General features: G+C 67.6%; 10 protein-coding genes and 1 pseudogene. 3 read left to right on the top strand and 8 right to left on the bottom strand.

Annotated elements, in window-relative coordinates; all coding sequences use genetic code 11:
- Nucleotides 1-376 precede the first annotated feature (376 nt).
- On the bottom strand, nucleotides 377-1894 hold the full coding sequence (locus tag ROSELON_RS12175; RefSeq protein ID WP_025312652.1) for an MFS transporter: 1518 nt from the start codon (nucleotides 1892-1894) through the stop codon (nucleotides 377-379).
- Between the two features lie 173 nt (nucleotides 1895-2067).
- Here ROSELON_RS12175 and ROSELON_RS17560 point away from each other — a divergent pair, with 173 nt between their 5' ends.
- A complete protein-coding gene (locus ROSELON_RS17560; protein ID WP_025312651.1) occupies nucleotides 2068-5076 on the top strand; it encodes a VWA domain-containing protein in 3009 nt (1002 codons plus the stop codon).
- A 68-nt stretch (nucleotides 5077-5144) separates the two neighbouring features.
- Here the strand turns inward: ROSELON_RS17560 and lpdA are convergent.
- From lpdA to ROSELON_RS12135, 7 genes and pseudogenes are all read right to left on the bottom strand, one after another.
- Nucleotides 5145-6543: pseudogene (gene lpdA, locus ROSELON_RS12165) on the bottom strand (dihydrolipoyl dehydrogenase).
- A gap of 170 nt (nucleotides 6544-6713) precedes the next feature.
- Nucleotides 6714-7286, bottom strand: a complete 573-nt coding sequence (locus ROSELON_RS12160) for a DUF924 family protein (protein WP_025312650.1) — start codon at nucleotides 7284-7286, stop codon at nucleotides 6714-6716.
- Between the two features lie 42 nt (nucleotides 7287-7328).
- Nucleotides 7329-8645 carry an MFS transporter gene (locus tag ROSELON_RS12155; RefSeq protein ID WP_025312649.1) on the bottom strand — a complete coding sequence of 439 codons (1317 nt, stop codon included), beginning with the start codon at nucleotides 8643-8645 and terminating at the stop codon, nucleotides 7329-7331.
- Nucleotides 8646-8699: 54 nt separating this feature from the next.
- Nucleotides 8700-9755, bottom strand: coding sequence for a tRNA preQ1(34) S-adenosylmethionine ribosyltransferase-isomerase QueA (gene queA, locus ROSELON_RS12150; protein WP_025312648.1), 1056 nt, complete (start codon nucleotides 9753-9755; stop codon nucleotides 8700-8702).
- Nucleotides 9755-10570: an AsmA-like C-terminal region-containing protein gene (locus tag ROSELON_RS12145; protein ID WP_025312647.1), complete on the bottom strand. Its 816-nt coding sequence runs from the start codon at nucleotides 10568-10570 to the stop codon at nucleotides 9755-9757. Before ROSELON_RS12145 ends, queA begins: the two co-directional genes overlap by 1 nt.
- On the bottom strand, nucleotides 10467-11906 hold the full coding sequence (locus tag ROSELON_RS12140; protein WP_025312646.1) for a DUF3971 domain-containing protein: 1440 nt from the start codon (nucleotides 11904-11906) through the stop codon (nucleotides 10467-10469). Before ROSELON_RS12140 ends, ROSELON_RS12145 begins: the two co-directional genes overlap by 104 nt.
- Nucleotides 11866-13086 (bottom strand): AsmA family protein, encoded by a 1221-nt coding sequence (locus ROSELON_RS12135; RefSeq protein ID WP_025312645.1) that lies wholly within the window; start codon nucleotides 13084-13086, stop codon nucleotides 11866-11868. Before ROSELON_RS12135 ends, ROSELON_RS12140 begins: the two co-directional genes overlap by 41 nt.
- Nucleotides 13087-13215: 129 nt before the next feature.
- On the opposite strand from ROSELON_RS12135, the gene ROSELON_RS12130 reads away from it, so the two are divergent.
- A complete protein-coding gene (locus ROSELON_RS12130; RefSeq protein WP_025312644.1) occupies nucleotides 13216-13677 on the top strand; it encodes a peroxiredoxin in 462 nt (153 codons plus the stop codon).
- A 106-nt stretch (nucleotides 13678-13783) separates the two neighbouring features.
- Complete coding sequence (locus ROSELON_RS12125) at nucleotides 13784-14602, top strand: ferritin-like domain-containing protein (protein WP_038651497.1); 819 nt, start codon at nucleotides 13784-13786, stop codon at nucleotides 14600-14602.
- Nucleotides 14603-14686: the final 84 nt, after the last annotated feature.

Here is a 14686-nt window from a genome sequence, read left to right as displayed (position 1 = left end):
AGTCTCCAACCGTAATTTGAGAACGTATAGGGAACGAGCCCTGGGCACAGGGCTGGCTCCGCCGCCGCCGCCCGTCCGCCCCCCCACTCGCCGCGGACCCGATCAGGCCCTTGCGCGTTCCCCCCACCAGACGAGCGGAGGGCGCGATGCTGGAGTTTTTCGAATCCTGGGGCGATGTGATCTCGCCGGTGACGAATGTGGCGATGGTGGCGATCTGGATGATCTATCTACAGGTGTTCTACAACACCTATCGCCGACAGAAACGGACCTCGATCCATATCGACAGGGGCGCCGCGCGGGACGAGACGGCCCGCTGCCTCGTGACCAACATGGGCAAGGAACCAATCTATGTTCTGGCCGTGGTGGTCGATTTCGGTCAACCCGACGGCACGTCGCGCGCCGTCGTCACCGATCGCGACGAGTTGACCGAGACCGAGGTCACCAACCCGATAGACCGCACGACCCAAGGGCCTTTGACGCAGGGCCAGGTCATGGATATCGGCAGTCTGGAGGATCTGATGCTGCGGGGCCGCACGCGCCTGGGCGTGGGTATCGACCGCGACCGGCTGCAGGCGATGTGGGTGTCGCTGGTGGCAATCTCGACCCAGGGCGACCATGTCGTGGCGGCGTCCAAGGGCTTTGACGTGGCGCATGTCGAGGGCCAGAACCCCACCTTCACGCCGCGCACGGTGCTGACCAACCAGATCCGCGCGCGGTGGCGGCGGCGGGATCTGCTGGCCCTGCTCGAGGATCGCGACCAGATCTGACGCCTAGCGCAGGACCTGATCGCGGATCGCTGCGCGATAGGCCAGGGCCGTGGCGCCGGCTCCGACCACGCCGAGGCGATGGCAAAGGGCAGCGACGCCCCGACCCCCAGCGCGGCCAGCATCGGCGTGCCCGAGAACGTGCCGACATTGCCAAGCTGCGCCAGCGCGCCATTGGCCAGGGCGCGCTCGGGCGCGTCCGCGTTCAGCCACGGCACAGCTGCGAAACCGGCCCCCGCCACCACGCCGCTGACCGCCATGGCCAGAACCGACATCGCGGGCGCCATGCCGGGGCCGGCAAGCCAAGTGGCCGCGAAGAGCGTCGCCATCACCGCAAATCCCGCCGGAACCAGATGGCCCGGCAAAATCGCGCGCGCCAGGTACCCGGCCGTCAGCGATCCCGCCAGACCGGCCAGTGGCAAGGCGGCGGCCAGCCACGCGGCCCCAAGCGCGACGGGCAGATATGTCACCAGCGCCAGAAACAGGGCCGCGTAGATGCCATGCCCCAGCGCCGGCGCGAACAGGCGCGGTGTCGCATAGATCACCAGATGATCGGCCAGCCCGGGGGCCGCGCGCCGCGCGCCACCGATGCCCCGCGGCAGCATGCGCCACAAGATCACGGCCACGGCCCCGGCCAGCAGCGCGTGACCGCCATAGACGGGCCCCGCCGCCTCCCCCGCCAGGACGGCCGTCAGGCTGAAACCCACGCCAAAGAAGGTGGCCCAAAGGCCCATGACCATCGGCCGATCGCGGTCGTTCGCGACACCCGCCATCAGGGTCGGGATCGCCACAACCAGCGCCAGGTGCCCCGCCCCCTCGACCACACGCAGCGCCATCAGAACGGGGAAGGGCGGCAACACCGCCTGCCCCGCCCCTGCCACGGCCGAGATTGCCAGCGCCAGCAGGATAACCCGCCGCGGCCCGAGGTTGGCCACCACACCGCCCGCCAGAACGCCGAACAGCACCCCCATCACCGCCACCCCCGAAACGGCGAAGGCAACCGGCGCACCGGGATAGGCCGCCGCAAGCGCGTCGAGCGTGACCGAGACCTTGGCGAATTGCGCCGCGGCGATCAGCCCGGCCAGATAAAGCGCCCCGATCAGGGGCCATGATGTCGAAGGCTGCGCCATGACCGCGCGCATCGCACCCGACCTGTCCGCCGTCAAGCACGACCGACGGGCCGGCGCGGGGAAACCCCACCTTTGCCGGTGCCGCGACTCGGCCTAACCTGACATCGACCTAGCGCCCGCGCCCAATTCGCTGCGGGTCGCGCGCCCAGCAATTCAGCCCAAGGATCTTCACGATGCGCCGCCTTTTCCTTGCCCTTCTCAGCCTGTGCCTGTTGCCCTTGGGCGCTGCGGCGCAAAGCCCCGACCGCGCCAACACGATCCTCGTGCTGGACGGCTCGGGCTCGATGTGGGGGCAGATCGACGGCATAAACAAGATCGTCATCGCCCGCGAGGTGATCGCGGACCTTCTGGCCGACATGCCCGACGATCAATCGCTTGGTCTGACGGTCTATGGGCATCGCCAGCGCGGCAGTTGCACCGATATCGAAACCATCGTCGCGCCCGCCCCCTTCACGCAGGATGAGATCCTGTCGGCGGTCAATGCCATCAACCCGCGCGGGCGCACGCCCATGACCGATGCTGTCGTCGCCGCCGCGCAATCCCTGCGCCATACCGAGGAGCCGGCGACCGTGATCCTCGTCTCGGACGGGATCGAGAACTGCAACCCCGACCCCTGCGCCATGGCTGCCGAACTGGAAGCGGCGGGCATCGGGTTCACCGCCCATGTGATCGGCTTCGACGTCGCCTCGGAACCCGAGGCGCGGGCGCAGATGCAATGCATCGCGGACAACACGGGCGGCCTGTTCCTCACCGCCGACAACGCGGCCGAGCTGTCGGCCGCGCTGCAACAGGTGACGATGGCGCCCCCCGCGGCCCCGGCCGTCACCGCCACGCCGCTGCGCATCGAGGCGCGGTTGACGCCTTCGGGCGCGGTGCCGACACGGGCCATCGGCTGGACGCTCTTGTCGGGCTCGGGCGAGGTTCTGGACACCGGCGCACAAGGCCCCGCGATCACGGCCGAGCTGATGCCCGGCGACTATATCGCGCGCGCCACCCGCGCCGAAGAGGACGGCCCGGTGACCTATCAGACGGCCTTTGCCGTCACCCAGGGCATGCCGGGCCCCGTCGTCGTTGCCATGCCCGAGATCGTCGAGGCCGTCCCCGTCACCTTCACCGCGCGGGTCGAGCCGGACATGACCGTGCCCGCCTCGCCCCTTGTCTGGAGCCTGTTCGACGCCACGGGCCAGCAATTGCTGGGCCCGGTCGAGGCGCCGGGCGGAAACGTGGCGCTGTTGCCCGGTGACTACCGCCTGTCGGTCACCCGCGTGACGCAGGAAACAACGCATGAGGCGACCTTTGCCGTCGCCGCCAACACCCCGCAGGAGGTGGTCGTGCCCCTGCCCGTGCTTTTGGTGGATGTCACCTTGTCGGCCCGCATCGGCGGCGCCTCGGGGCCGGCAATCACCGATCCCGTCCTGTGGGAGATCGAGGGGCGCGACGCCGCTCTGGACACGACCAACCCCGTCACCCTCGGCCTGAGCCGCGGGGCCTATCGTGTGACGGCCTATTGGACGGCGCAGGAAATCGAGGAAAGCGTCGATTTCGTGATCGTCGATCAACCGCGCGAGGTCGCCGTGATCTTCCCCGAACCGCAACCCCGCGCCACGATTACCGCACCCGCCTCGGCCGTGGCGGGATCGACGGTCGAGGTCGGCTGGACCGGCCCGGACAATCGCGGCGATTACATCGGTATCGGTCGGGCCGATGGCGAAGGCTCGGGCTGGGTCACCTATGCCGAGACCGACAGCGGCACCCCCGTCACGCTGCTGATGCCGATCGAGGCGGGCGACTACCTGATCCGCTATTTCCTGCGTGACGGGCGCACGCCCATCGCCAGTGCGCCGATCACGGTGACGCCGGTCGCCGCCTCCATCACCGCGCCCGAAAGTGCTGTGGCCGGATCGACCATCGAGGTCGGCTGGACCGGGCCGGATTATCAGGGCGACTATATCGGGATCGGGCGTGCCGACGGACAGGGCAGCGGTTGGGAAAACTACGCCAACACGCGCGACGGAACGCCCCTGCAGCTTTTGGTGCCGGAAACGCCGGGCGATTACCTGATCAGCTATTATGCCCGTCAGGATCGCACACGCATCACCGCCGTGCCGATCACGGTGACGCCTGTCGCCGCCTCCATCACCGCCCCCGACAGCGCGGTGGCCGGATCGACCATCGAGGTCGGCTGGACCGGGCCGGATTATCAGGGCGACTATATCGGGATCGGGCGTGCCGATGGCCAGGGCAGCGCCTGGGAGAATTATGTCGACACGCGCGAGGGCAGCCCGGTGCAACTCCGCGTGCCGGAAACGCCGGGCGACTACCTGATCCAGTATTTCCTGCGGCAGGACCGGACCGCCATCGCCTCGGTCCCCGTCACGGTGACGGCGGCCGAGGCCACGGTCACGGCCCCCGGGACGGCCATCGCGGGACAGGTGGTCGAGGTCGCCTGGACCGGCCCTGATTACGAGGGCGACTATATCGGGATCGGGCGCTCCGACGGCCAGGGCAGCGCCTGGGCCAACTATGCCTACACCCGCGACGGAACACCGGCCCAGCTGACCGTGCCGCCGGAACCGGGCGACTACCTGGTTCAGTATTTCATGGCGCAGGATCGCACGCCGATCGCCAGCACCCGCATCGTCGTCTCGTCCGCCGCGGCCAGCCTGACCGCCCCCGCCGGCGCGGTCGCAGGCGACACCATCGAAATCGGCTGGACCGGCCCGAACTACGACGGCGACTATATCGGGATCGGGCGCGCCGACGGCCAGGGCAGCGCCTGGGCCAACTATGCGTACACCCGCGACGGCAGCCCGGTGCAATTGCTGATGCCCCCCGAGGGCGGGGCCTATGTCATCCGGTATTTCATCGCGCAGGACCGCACCCCAATTGCCGAGGTGCCGATCACGCTTTCCCCGGTCGAGGCCTCGCTCACCGCGCCGGCCACGGCGCAGGCCGGCACCACGATCGAGGTCGGCTGGACCGGGCCCGATTACGCGGGCGATTATATCGGGATCGGCCGGGCCGATGGGCAGGGCAGCGGGTGGACCGCGTATGTCTATACCCGGGACGGCAACCCGGCACGCCTGGTCCTGCCAGACACGTCCGGGGCCTATGTCCTCCGCTATTTCGTGGCACAGGATCGCACGCCGGTGGCCGAGGTGCCGATCACCCTGCTGCAGTAACCGGCCGGCACGAAAGACAAAGGGCGGCCTGTGCAGGCCGCCCTTTTTGCATGGGGCTTGCGCCGAGATCAGATGTGGATCACGCGGTCGAAGGCATCCAGCACCGACTCGTGCATCATTTCGCTGAGCGTCGGATGCGGGAACACTGTTTCCATCAGGTCCTGCTCGGTCGTCTCGAGCTTTTGGCCCACGACATAGCCCTGGATCAGCTCGGTCACCTCGGCCCCGATCATGTGTGCGCCGAGCAATTCGCCGGTCTTCGCGTCGAACACGGTCTTGATCATGCCCTCGGCCTCGCCAAGGGCGATGGCCTTGCCGTTGCCGATGAAGGGAAAGCGCCCGACCTTGACCTGATGCCCCTGCTCCTTGGCCTGCGCTTCGGTCAGGCCGACGCTGGCCACCTGCGGGTGGCAATAGGTGCACCCGGCGATGCTTTCGGGTTTCACGGGATGGACGTTGTTCTTGCCCGCGATCAATTCGGCCACCATGACGCCCTCGTGGCTGGCCTTGTGCGCCAGCCAGGGGCCGTTGGTCGCATCCCCGATGACGAAGAGCCCTTCGACCCCGGTGCGGCAGTAGTCGTCCGTCACCACGAAGCTGCGGTCGATCTTGGCGCCCAACTGTTCCAGCCCCAACCCTTCGGTATTGGCGACGATTCCGACGGCGGAAATGACGGTGTCGAACTCCTGCGTCTCGGTCTTGCCGTCCACCTCGATATGGGCGGTGACCTTGTCAGCGGCGCGGTCGAGTTGCTTGACCATCGCCTTGGGCATGATCTTCATGCCCTGCTTTTCAAAGGATTTCCTGGCGAATGCGCTGATCTCGGCATCCTCGACCGGCAGGATGCGGTCCATGACCTCGACCACGGTCGTGTCGGCGCCCAGCGTGTTGTAGAAACTGGCGAACTCGATCCCGATCGCGCCCGAGCCGATGACCAGCAGCTTTTTGGGCATATGCGGGGGCATCAGCGCGGTCTTGTAGGTCCAGACCCGCTTGCCGTCGCCCTCCAGCCCCGGCAATTCGCGGGCCCGTGCCCCGGTGGCAAGGATGATGTTCTTGGCCGACAGATCCCGCGCACCCTTGTCGGTCTTGACCGACACGCGGCCCTTGGCGGGGATCGTCGCCTCACCCATCACCACGGTCACCTTGTTCTTCTTCATCAGATGGGCAACGCCCGAGCTGAGTTGCTTGGCGACCCCGCGCGAGCGTTTGACCACCGCGTCGATGTCATAGCCGATGCCCTCGGCCTTCAGGCCGAACTCCTTGGCGCGGTGCATCAGGTGGAACACCTCGGCCGAGCGCAGCATCGCCTTGGTCGGGATACAGCCCCAGTTCAGGCAGATCCCGCCCATGTGTTCGCGTTCGACAATGGCCACCTTCAGGCCAAGCTGGCTGGCACGGATGGCGGCGACATACGCCCCCCGGCCCGGCCCCGATCACCACAACGTCAAAACTCTCTCCGGCCACGGTCGTTCCTCCCGGCGAAATGCGATTTGTTCAACGTTAAACAAAATCGCGCCCGCAGGCAAAGCCCGTTCACCCGCCGCATGGCGGGGTTTCTCGGCACGCAAGGCGTGTGCGCCGCCATGTTGCAGACCCGCGCGGCACAAATGCCTGTGGGTCCGCCCGCGCCCGGCTCAGGCGGCCTGTACCTCGGACAGGATCGCCCCGTAGCCACCGTTTTCCAGAAACGCGCGTTCCGCATCCGTTGACACCCGGCCAAGCGCGGCATTGCGATAGGGAAAGCGGTTGAAGCGGCGGATGATCTCGCGATGCGCGCGGGCATGCAGCAGATTGTCCGTGCCCGCCATCCGTTCGGCCATCAGGCGCACGCAATGGTCCTGATCGGTCAGCCGCTCGGAATGCATGAAGGGCAGATAGAAGAACTGCCGCATCGGGCCATCCACGCGCAGGTCCCAGCCGCGTTCGATCGCGTAGCAGGCGATGCTGCGCGCCCGGTCGTCGCTGGCAAAGGCACGCCCGTCATCGCGGAACATGTTGCGCGGAAACTGGTCCAGCAGCACGATCAGGGCCAGCGCCCCTTGCGCGTTGGTGGCCCAGATCTCATCGAGCGCGCCGCCGGCGGCCGCCTCCCACAGGGTTTCGAATTGCGCCCGGATCTGGGCGTCGAACGCGTCGTCTTTCTTGTACCATTTTTCGGGGCCTGCACCCTGCCAAAAGGCCAGCACCTCGTCTGCTCGGTCGGTCATTTGCCGTGTCTCCTCTTCCTCTCAGATCCCGGATTACCAAGCCTATGAGGCATTTTCCGGGCGATTCTCGGCCATCGCGGCCTCTTCCTCGGCGGCCTCGGCCAATTCCTCGGCAGCCTCGACATAGAGTTCCTGCGCGGTTTCGACCGCCACCGGCGAGGCCGCGCCCGGCAGGATCGACGCGTAGGACACCGCCTCGTATTCGTCCTCTTCGGCATAGGCCGACACGCGCTGTGTCATCCGCCAAACGCCATAGACCGCAATCATGACCAGGATCGCGGCGAGAAACATCCAGAACCCGGCCGGGCCGAATTGCGACATCAGCACCCCCATGGCAAGCGGGCCCAGGATGGCGCCGATCCCGTTGACAAACATCAACCCGCCGGATGCGGCCGCCATGTCCTCGGGATCCAGATAGTCGTTGGTATAAGCGATGATGAGCGCGTAAAGCGGTTGCGCCAAACCACCGTTCAACAGGCCCAACACCAGCAGGATCGTGTAGCTGCTTCCCACCAGAGCGCCGATAAGCGCCACGGCCGCCCCTGCGAAAGAGGCACCGATGATCAGCACACGCCGGTCCATGCGATCGGACAGCCAGCCGATCGGGTATTGCAACACGATCGCGCCAATGAAGAACGAAGACACGAAACCTGACAGTTCCAAAAGCGACAGCTCGATCTCGGTCGCATAGACCGGTGCCATGGCGAACTGGCCCGCAAAAATGCACCCCATCGCGGTCATGCCGATCACGCCGAAGGGCGAGGCGGCATAGAGTTGGCGCAGGGTCATGGGCCGCGCCGCATCGAAGGCCGGGGTCGGTGTGGCGCTGAGCAGGATTGGCGCGAAGCTGAGCGATACGAGGATCGACGGAATGACGAACAGGATCCAACCCGATGGATCGCCCGCCGACAGGATGGCTTGCCCGGCCACAAGTCCAAACATCTGCATCAGCATGTAGGCCGAAAGGGACTTGCCCCGCGTCTCGTTCGTGGACGAGTTGTTTAGCCAGCTTTCGGCGGTCACGTAGACGCCCGAGAGGCTGAAACCGACGATGACGCGAAGGGCCATCCAGACATAGGGATCCGTGACCACCGGGTAGGAGATCATCACGGCCGAGATCAAAGAGGCAAGAGCGGCAAAGACCCTGACGTGACCGACCCGCGCGATGAATTTGGGGGCGAGGGTCGACCCCCCGAGAAAGCCCACGAAATAGGCCGAGCCAATCAGCGACAGCTGGACGGTGGTGAACCCCTCCAATGCGCCGCGAACACCCATGAGCGAACCTTGCAGACCATTGCCGATCTGCAAAAGGAACATCCCGAGCAGCAGGGCCCACGAGGCCCGTATCACGTTCAACATGGCGCGCTTCCTTCGCTTTCCGGCAGGCTGGACCAGCGGTCGCCCCGGCGTCTGTCAGATTCGCGACGGAATCAAAAGCGATGCGTCGCCATAGGAAAAAAACCGGTATCCGTTCGCCAGCGCGTGATCGTAGATCGCCTTGATCCGCGCCTGTCCCATCAGGGCCGAGACCAGCATCATCAGCGTCGATTTCGGCAGATGGAAATTGGTCATCAGTGCATCCGTGACGCGCCAGGTGTAGCCCGGGTAGATGAAGATATCGGTATCGCCCTCGAATGGCCGCATGGTGCCATCCTCGGCGGCGGCGGTCTCGATCAGGCGCAAGGCGGTGGTGCCGACCGGAATGATCCGACCGCCCGCCGCGCGGGTCGCGTTGATCTCTTCGGCGGCCTTTTCGCGCACCTCGCCCCATTCGGCATGCATCTTGTGGGTGGTCACATCCTCGACCGTGACCGGCAGAAAGGTGCCCGCCCCCACATGCAGCGTGACGAAGGTGAACGCGATCCCCCGTGCGGTCAGCGCCGCGACCAGCTCTTCGTCGAAATGCAGGCTGGCCGTGGGGGCGGCAACGGCCCCCGCGCGCTTGGCCCAGATGGTCTGGTAATCCTCGCGGTCGCGTTCGTCGGGGGCGCGCTTGCCCGCGATATAGGGGGGCAGCGGCATCGCGCCCGAGGCGTTCAGCGCCGCGTCGAAATCGGCCCCCGACAGGTTGAAGCGCAAGCGCAACCCATGCTCGAGCGAGACCACATCGGCGCTCAACGCGTCGGAAAACACCACCGTTTCGCCGACGGCCAGTTTGCGCAGCGGCTTGGCGAGCGCCGACCAACTGCCATCGGCCTGCGGCTCCATCAGCGTGACCTCGATCTTGGCCGCGACGGGACCCTGCGCGCTGTCGCGATGGCGATGGCCCGTCAGGCGCGCGGGGATGACCCGCGTGTCGTTCAACACGAGGCGGTCGCCGGGCTGCAGTAGATCGGGCAGGTCGTAGACATGGCAATCGCGCGTGTCGGGCCCATCGGCCACCAGCAACCTGGCCGAGGATCGTGGCCGTGCGGGACGCGTGGCGATCCGCTCGTCGGGTAGATCGAAATCGAAATCATCCAGTTTCATCAATCCTGTCCTCGATCCAAGAAATCGGGCGGCGGCGCGCGAAAGATCTCGCGAAACACCCCGGGGGTGAGAATCGACAACGGATTGACCGTCACGTTCGTGTCCGCCCGCGTGCCGCGCAGCATATAGGAGAACCCGAACAATCCCTCGCGCCTGGGGGCGAAAATGGCACCGATCAATCCGTTGACCACGTAGATGGGGGAAATCACGCCCTGCATTTCAAATTGCCGCGACGCGATGTCATAAACCCCGTCCATCGACAAGCCCAGAGACGGCCCGACCGCCGTGCCCTCGCGCAGGCGAATGCGCTCGGGCGTCAGGCGAAAGCGCGCGTCGACATCGCCAAGGTTGATGCCGTCGCCGCTGAGCTGTTCCAGCAAACCGACAACCGAGATCAGGTTCAGCAACTCGGCCACCGCCGGGGCGTTGCGCAGGCGCGGACCGTCCACCGACAGGCGGCCATCATAGCTGCCCGGTTGGCCGGTGGCCTCGAGGATCAGGTCCATCTCGCCGCCATAGGCGTTGGCGTAGATGCCCGCCGCGCGCAGGGCCGCCCCGCCATCGTCGGATTGCAGCCGCACCGAGGGCCCATCATCCCCGGCCACCAGCACGCCCGACACCTGCGCCTCGCCATTGATCAGGCCCCGGAACTGCCCGTGCAGCCCGCCAACGCTGTTGAGGTCGGCCCGCAGGTTGGTCAGGGCGATCCCCTCAGCCACTTGCAGGCGATCCAGCGCCACGCTGACCGGGCCGGCGGCGGTGCCGCTGGCGCCCGCGCCGCCCGTCCCGCCCGAGATGGCTGGGGCGCTGCGCATGTCCAGGATGCCGCCCGTGACCTCGATCACCGGTGCCCCCCCGGATCGGCCGATCAGCGCCCCCTGCACATCCAGCCATGTCCCGATGCGGAATCGCGTGGCGCTGAGCCGGCCCAGCCCGCCCCCCGGCCGCAAGGCGGACGCCCCCTTGCAGGGTCAGACCGCCCGCCTCCAGCCGCAGGTCGGTCACCTCGGGCTCGGGCCCGAGGCGGATCTCGGCACGCAGATCGCCCGTGCGATCCGGGGCCAGACGCCAGCCCAGGGCGGGAATCGCCATGGCCAGCCCCGACAGATCCGAGCGCAGCGACAGGCGCGGCGGGGTTCCGGCCGCACCGAGCACCAGATCGAGATCGGCCATCCCCTGCCCTGCCATCAGCCAGTCGGGCAGACCGATCCCGAGATCGGCCAACGCCGGGCGCGACAGCCGCGCCCGCGCCTCGAGCCGCGAGCCGGGCGCGGCCCCCGGCCCGATCGCGCGCGACCAGGCTCCTGTGACGGGCACGCCGTCAAACGCCGCCCGACCAGCGATCGCAAGGCGGTTTTCGGCAATCGTGAGGGTCAGATCGTCGGCCTCCAGCAGCCGGCCCGGCACAAGGCTGTCGCTGCGATAGCCGGTGACGGCGCCGTCGGCGGCAAGGGTCACACCGGCAAGCGGATCACTGCCCGCCTCGCGCCGCGCCAGCGAGGTGTCTATCCGCACCCGCGCCGTGACCTGCCCGGTGCCGATCCGTTCGGGCGTCATTGTGCCCGCACGTAGCACGCGCAGGGGCGGGGCATTCAAGGCATGCATCAGCGGCACCAGCCCGCCCTGCAGACGCAGGTCGAACGCGGCCGTGGCGGGGCGCTGGCGCAGATCCGCGATCACCATGTCGGATCCGGCCAGCGAGATGCCCTGCGGCTGCCCCTCGGCGGCGTAGCGCGCGGCATCGACCCGCACCACCATGCGCGCGTCCTCGAGATGGAAATACCCGACCCCGTCAGTCAGTGGCGGCCCTTCGGAAAACGGGGCCACGACCGCATCGGCAAAGTCGAACTGGACCGCGTGGTGCCAGTCGCCCCGCGCGGCACGTCGCAGCGCGACATCGACGCCCGTCAGCGTGCCGCCCTGAACGCGGCGCGCCACCCAGTCCCGCGTCCGCGGCACGGCGGAGACCGGCCAATAGCCCAGAACCGTGTCCACATCGGTGCCGGGCACATGCGCATCGACACGGACGCTCAGCCCCTCGGGCGTGACCATGGCCTCGCCATCGGCCAGGATGCGCAGATCGCCGTCATGGATCACGGCCTGACCGACCTCAAGCCGCATCTCGGGCTGAAGGGTCAGGCGCAGGTCCACCGCCCCCCCCTCCGAGCGCGAGCGGCTCCTCGTAAAGATCGCCCGGCGCGGCCAGAATGCGCGTCAGCCGGAACTGGCCGACAAAGGTGTCGCCCCGCGCCGAGACATCGGCATGGCCCGTGGCCTCGAAGCTGAGTTGTTGCGCGGCCAGCGACAGCTGTCCGAATGCCAGCCTGCGCTGCTGCGCGTCATAGGTCAGAACCGCCTCGATCCCGTCGAACCCGACAGGGTCCGTTTCGGGGCCCAGCCCGATCTCGCCCGCGCCGATGGACAGGGTGCCGCCGAAATCGGACACGGTGCCATCATCGGCCAGCCGCGCCATCAACCCGCCCGAGATCGGCGCGCGCATCGGCCCAAGCCACGCAAGCGCCGGGTCGATCGCCGCCAGATCGCGCGCGCCCAGATTGTCAAATCGCAGCGCGATGCCGGTTTCCCCGACGCCCGAGCGGCGCGAGAATTCCATGGCGACGGTAGCGTCCCGCAGGCCCTGCAACCGGCCCGTCACCGATAGCTCCAGCCCCTCGGCATTGCGCGTCAGGGTCGCGTTGGCCTGTTGCACCCGCAAGACGGGGCCGGTCGTCTCATCCTCCATGTTCAAGGTCACGTCGGTTGCCGATATGGCCCGCAACTGGGCAAAGGCGGGCGCGGCGAACATCGTATCGAGGCGCGCCATGGTTTCCGTCAGCGGCCGTTCCGCCGCGCCACGGCCCGCGCCCATGAAATCGACATCGAACCGCCCGTCGGCCCCGCGCGTCAGATGCAGGCCCGGGCCGCGCACGGTGATGTCGCGCGGGCGCACCTGCCCCCGCAGCAACGGTCCGGGCGCGACCCGCACCTGCAGGGCGGGAAAGGCGGCGCGCTCGACCCCGTCATGGTCCAGCATCACCACATCGCGAAACTCGATCGCCGGGGCCCGCCCGCCATCGGGCAGGGCCAGCGCCATGTCGCCCATGGTGATCCGGTTCGCCTGCATCGCGGCATCCAGATGCGCCTCGATGCGCGCCTGCAGCCCCGCAGGCAGGCTGAGCGGCGCCTGCGTCAGACGCCACCAGAGACCGCCGGCCCCAAGCGCCAGCAGCAGCGGCAGGACCGCCAGCAGCAGCAGCGCCGCAAGACGCCAGCGCCCACCGACGCGCCGGCGGGCGCCGGCCCCAGCCCGAGGGGAAGGATCTTCTGACATGATGGCGCGGCCCGGTTTCCTGCCCTTGCTTAATGCCCTTTATAATCGCTCCAAACCGCCTAGCTTGCAATTGCGTCGGGGTGCGGAGGCGCGCCGGCACGACAGCGACACCTGAACGGAGATTTCCCGATGCCCGAGGCCGGCGATATGGCGCCCGATTTCACCCTGCCCCGCGACGGTGGCGAGACGATCACCCTGTCGGCGCTGCGTCCGCGACCCGTGGTGGTGTATTTCTACCCGCGCGACGATACCTCGGGCTGCACCAAGGAGGCCATCGCCTTCACCGACCTGGCACCCGAGTTCAAGGCCGCAGGCGCCACCGTCATCGGTATCTCCAAGGATAGCGTGGCCAAACATGACAAGTTCATCGCCAAGCATGACCTCGGGGTGATCCTCGCCTCGGACGAGGCGGGCGACACCTGCGAACGCTTTGGCGTGTGGAAGGAAAAAAGCATGTACGGCAAGAAATTCATGGGGATCGAACGGTCCACCTTCCTGATCGATTCCGAGGGCAGGATCGCGCGCGTCTGGCCCAAGGTGAAGGTGCCGGGCCATGCCGACGAGGTGCTTGCGGCCGTACGCGCCCTTTGACCCGCAGCGCACCGGGGAAGGTCGGCCCGTCCGGAACGGCCGGCCGCGCGCCACGCCGTCTTGACGCGCCGGCCCCGGTTTCGCAGACCATCGGCCCATGACCGACATGCCCCCCCTTGCCCAAATGGCCGAGGCCGTGCTGCGCACCGCCGATGGCCGCGGGAAGACCGCCCTGTCGCGGCGCTACGCGGCGCAGTGGCAGGCGGCGCGCGCCCGTGGCGAGACACCCGAAATCGGCAGCGCCACGCCGCCGGACCGCCCCGCGCGCCCCGACCGGCCCGCCTTGCTGGACCCGCGCGATGTGCCGCGCCGCCGCCCCGGCAGCCCGCAAGGCCGCCGCGCCATCCTGCATGCGGTCGCCCATATCGAGTTGAACGCCGTCGACCTGCATTGGGACATCGTCGCGCGCTTCACCGATGTTCCCATGCCCATCGGGTTCTACGACGACTGGGTGAAATCGGCAGACGAGGAATCCAAGCATTTCAACCTGATCTGCGATGTGCTCGATCGCATGGATTGCCCTTATGGCACCCTGCCCGCCCATGCCGGCATGTGGCGCGCGGCCGAGGATACCAGGGACGATCTGATGGGCCGCCTTGCGGTGGTGCCGATGGTGCTCGAGGCGCGCGGGCTGGATGTGACGCCCGGCATGATCGAGATTTTCGAAAGGGCGCAACGCGACGAACCGGCCGCCGCCCAGGCCGTCGAGGCGATGCGAGTCATCTATGCCGAAGAGGTCCACCATGTCGCCTATGGGTCGAAATGGTTCCATTTTCTCTGCGGCCGCCACGACACCGACCCCAGGGATGCGTTCCACGATCTGGTGCGTCGCTATTTCCATGGCGCGCTGAAGCCGCCCTTCAACGAGGAAAAACGCGCCGAAGCGGGTCTGCCACCCGATTTCTACTGGCCGTTGGCGGAGTGAGTCGCGCACCCCGGCACAAGCGTTTTCGGCGCGGCAGTGCCGGCGGGTCGGCGGAATTTTGCCAAATTTCGATGATTTAAGCTG

This window comes from Roseibacterium elongatum DSM 19469, from assembly GCF_000590925.1.
GTDB lineage: Bacteria > Pseudomonadota > Alphaproteobacteria > Rhodobacterales > Rhodobacteraceae > Roseibacterium > Roseibacterium elongatum.
Note: the sequence above shows the minus strand (reverse complement) of the source record. Positions and strands in the feature narration are given on the sequence as shown.

Excerpts from the sequence above, each read along its gene's own strand:
- ROSELON_RS12175 (WP_025312652.1), bottom strand. The coding sequence starts at position 1,894 with ATGGCGCAGCCTTCGACATCATGGCCCCTGATCGGGGCGCTTTATCTG.
- ROSELON_RS17560 (WP_025312651.1), top strand. The coding sequence starts at position 2,068 with ATGCGCCGCCTTTTCCTTGCCCTTCTCAGCCTGTGCCTGTTGCCCTTG.
- ROSELON_RS12160 (WP_025312650.1), bottom strand. The coding sequence starts at position 7,286 with ATGACCGACCGAGCAGACGAGGTGCTGGCCTTTTGGCAGGGTGCAGGC.
- ROSELON_RS12155 (WP_025312649.1), bottom strand. The coding sequence starts at position 8,645 with ATGTTGAACGTGATACGGGCCTCGTGGGCCCTGCTGCTCGGGATGTTC.
- queA (WP_025312648.1), bottom strand. The coding sequence starts at position 9,755 with ATGAAACTGGATGATTTCGATTTCGATCTACCCGACGAGCGGATCGCC.
- ROSELON_RS12145 (WP_025312647.1), bottom strand. The coding sequence starts at position 10,570 with ATGCGCAGCGCCCCAGCCATCTCGGGCGGGACGGGCGGCGCGGGCGCC.
- ROSELON_RS12135 (WP_025312645.1), bottom strand. The coding sequence starts at position 13,086 with ATGTCAGAAGATCCTTCCCCTCGGGCTGGGGCCGGCGCCCGCCGGCGC.
- ROSELON_RS12130 (WP_025312644.1), top strand. The coding sequence starts at position 13,216 with ATGCCCGAGGCCGGCGATATGGCGCCCGATTTCACCCTGCCCCGCGAC.
- ROSELON_RS12125 (WP_038651497.1), top strand. The coding sequence starts at position 13,784 with ATGCCCCCCCTTGCCCAAATGGCCGAGGCCGTGCTGCGCACCGCCGAT.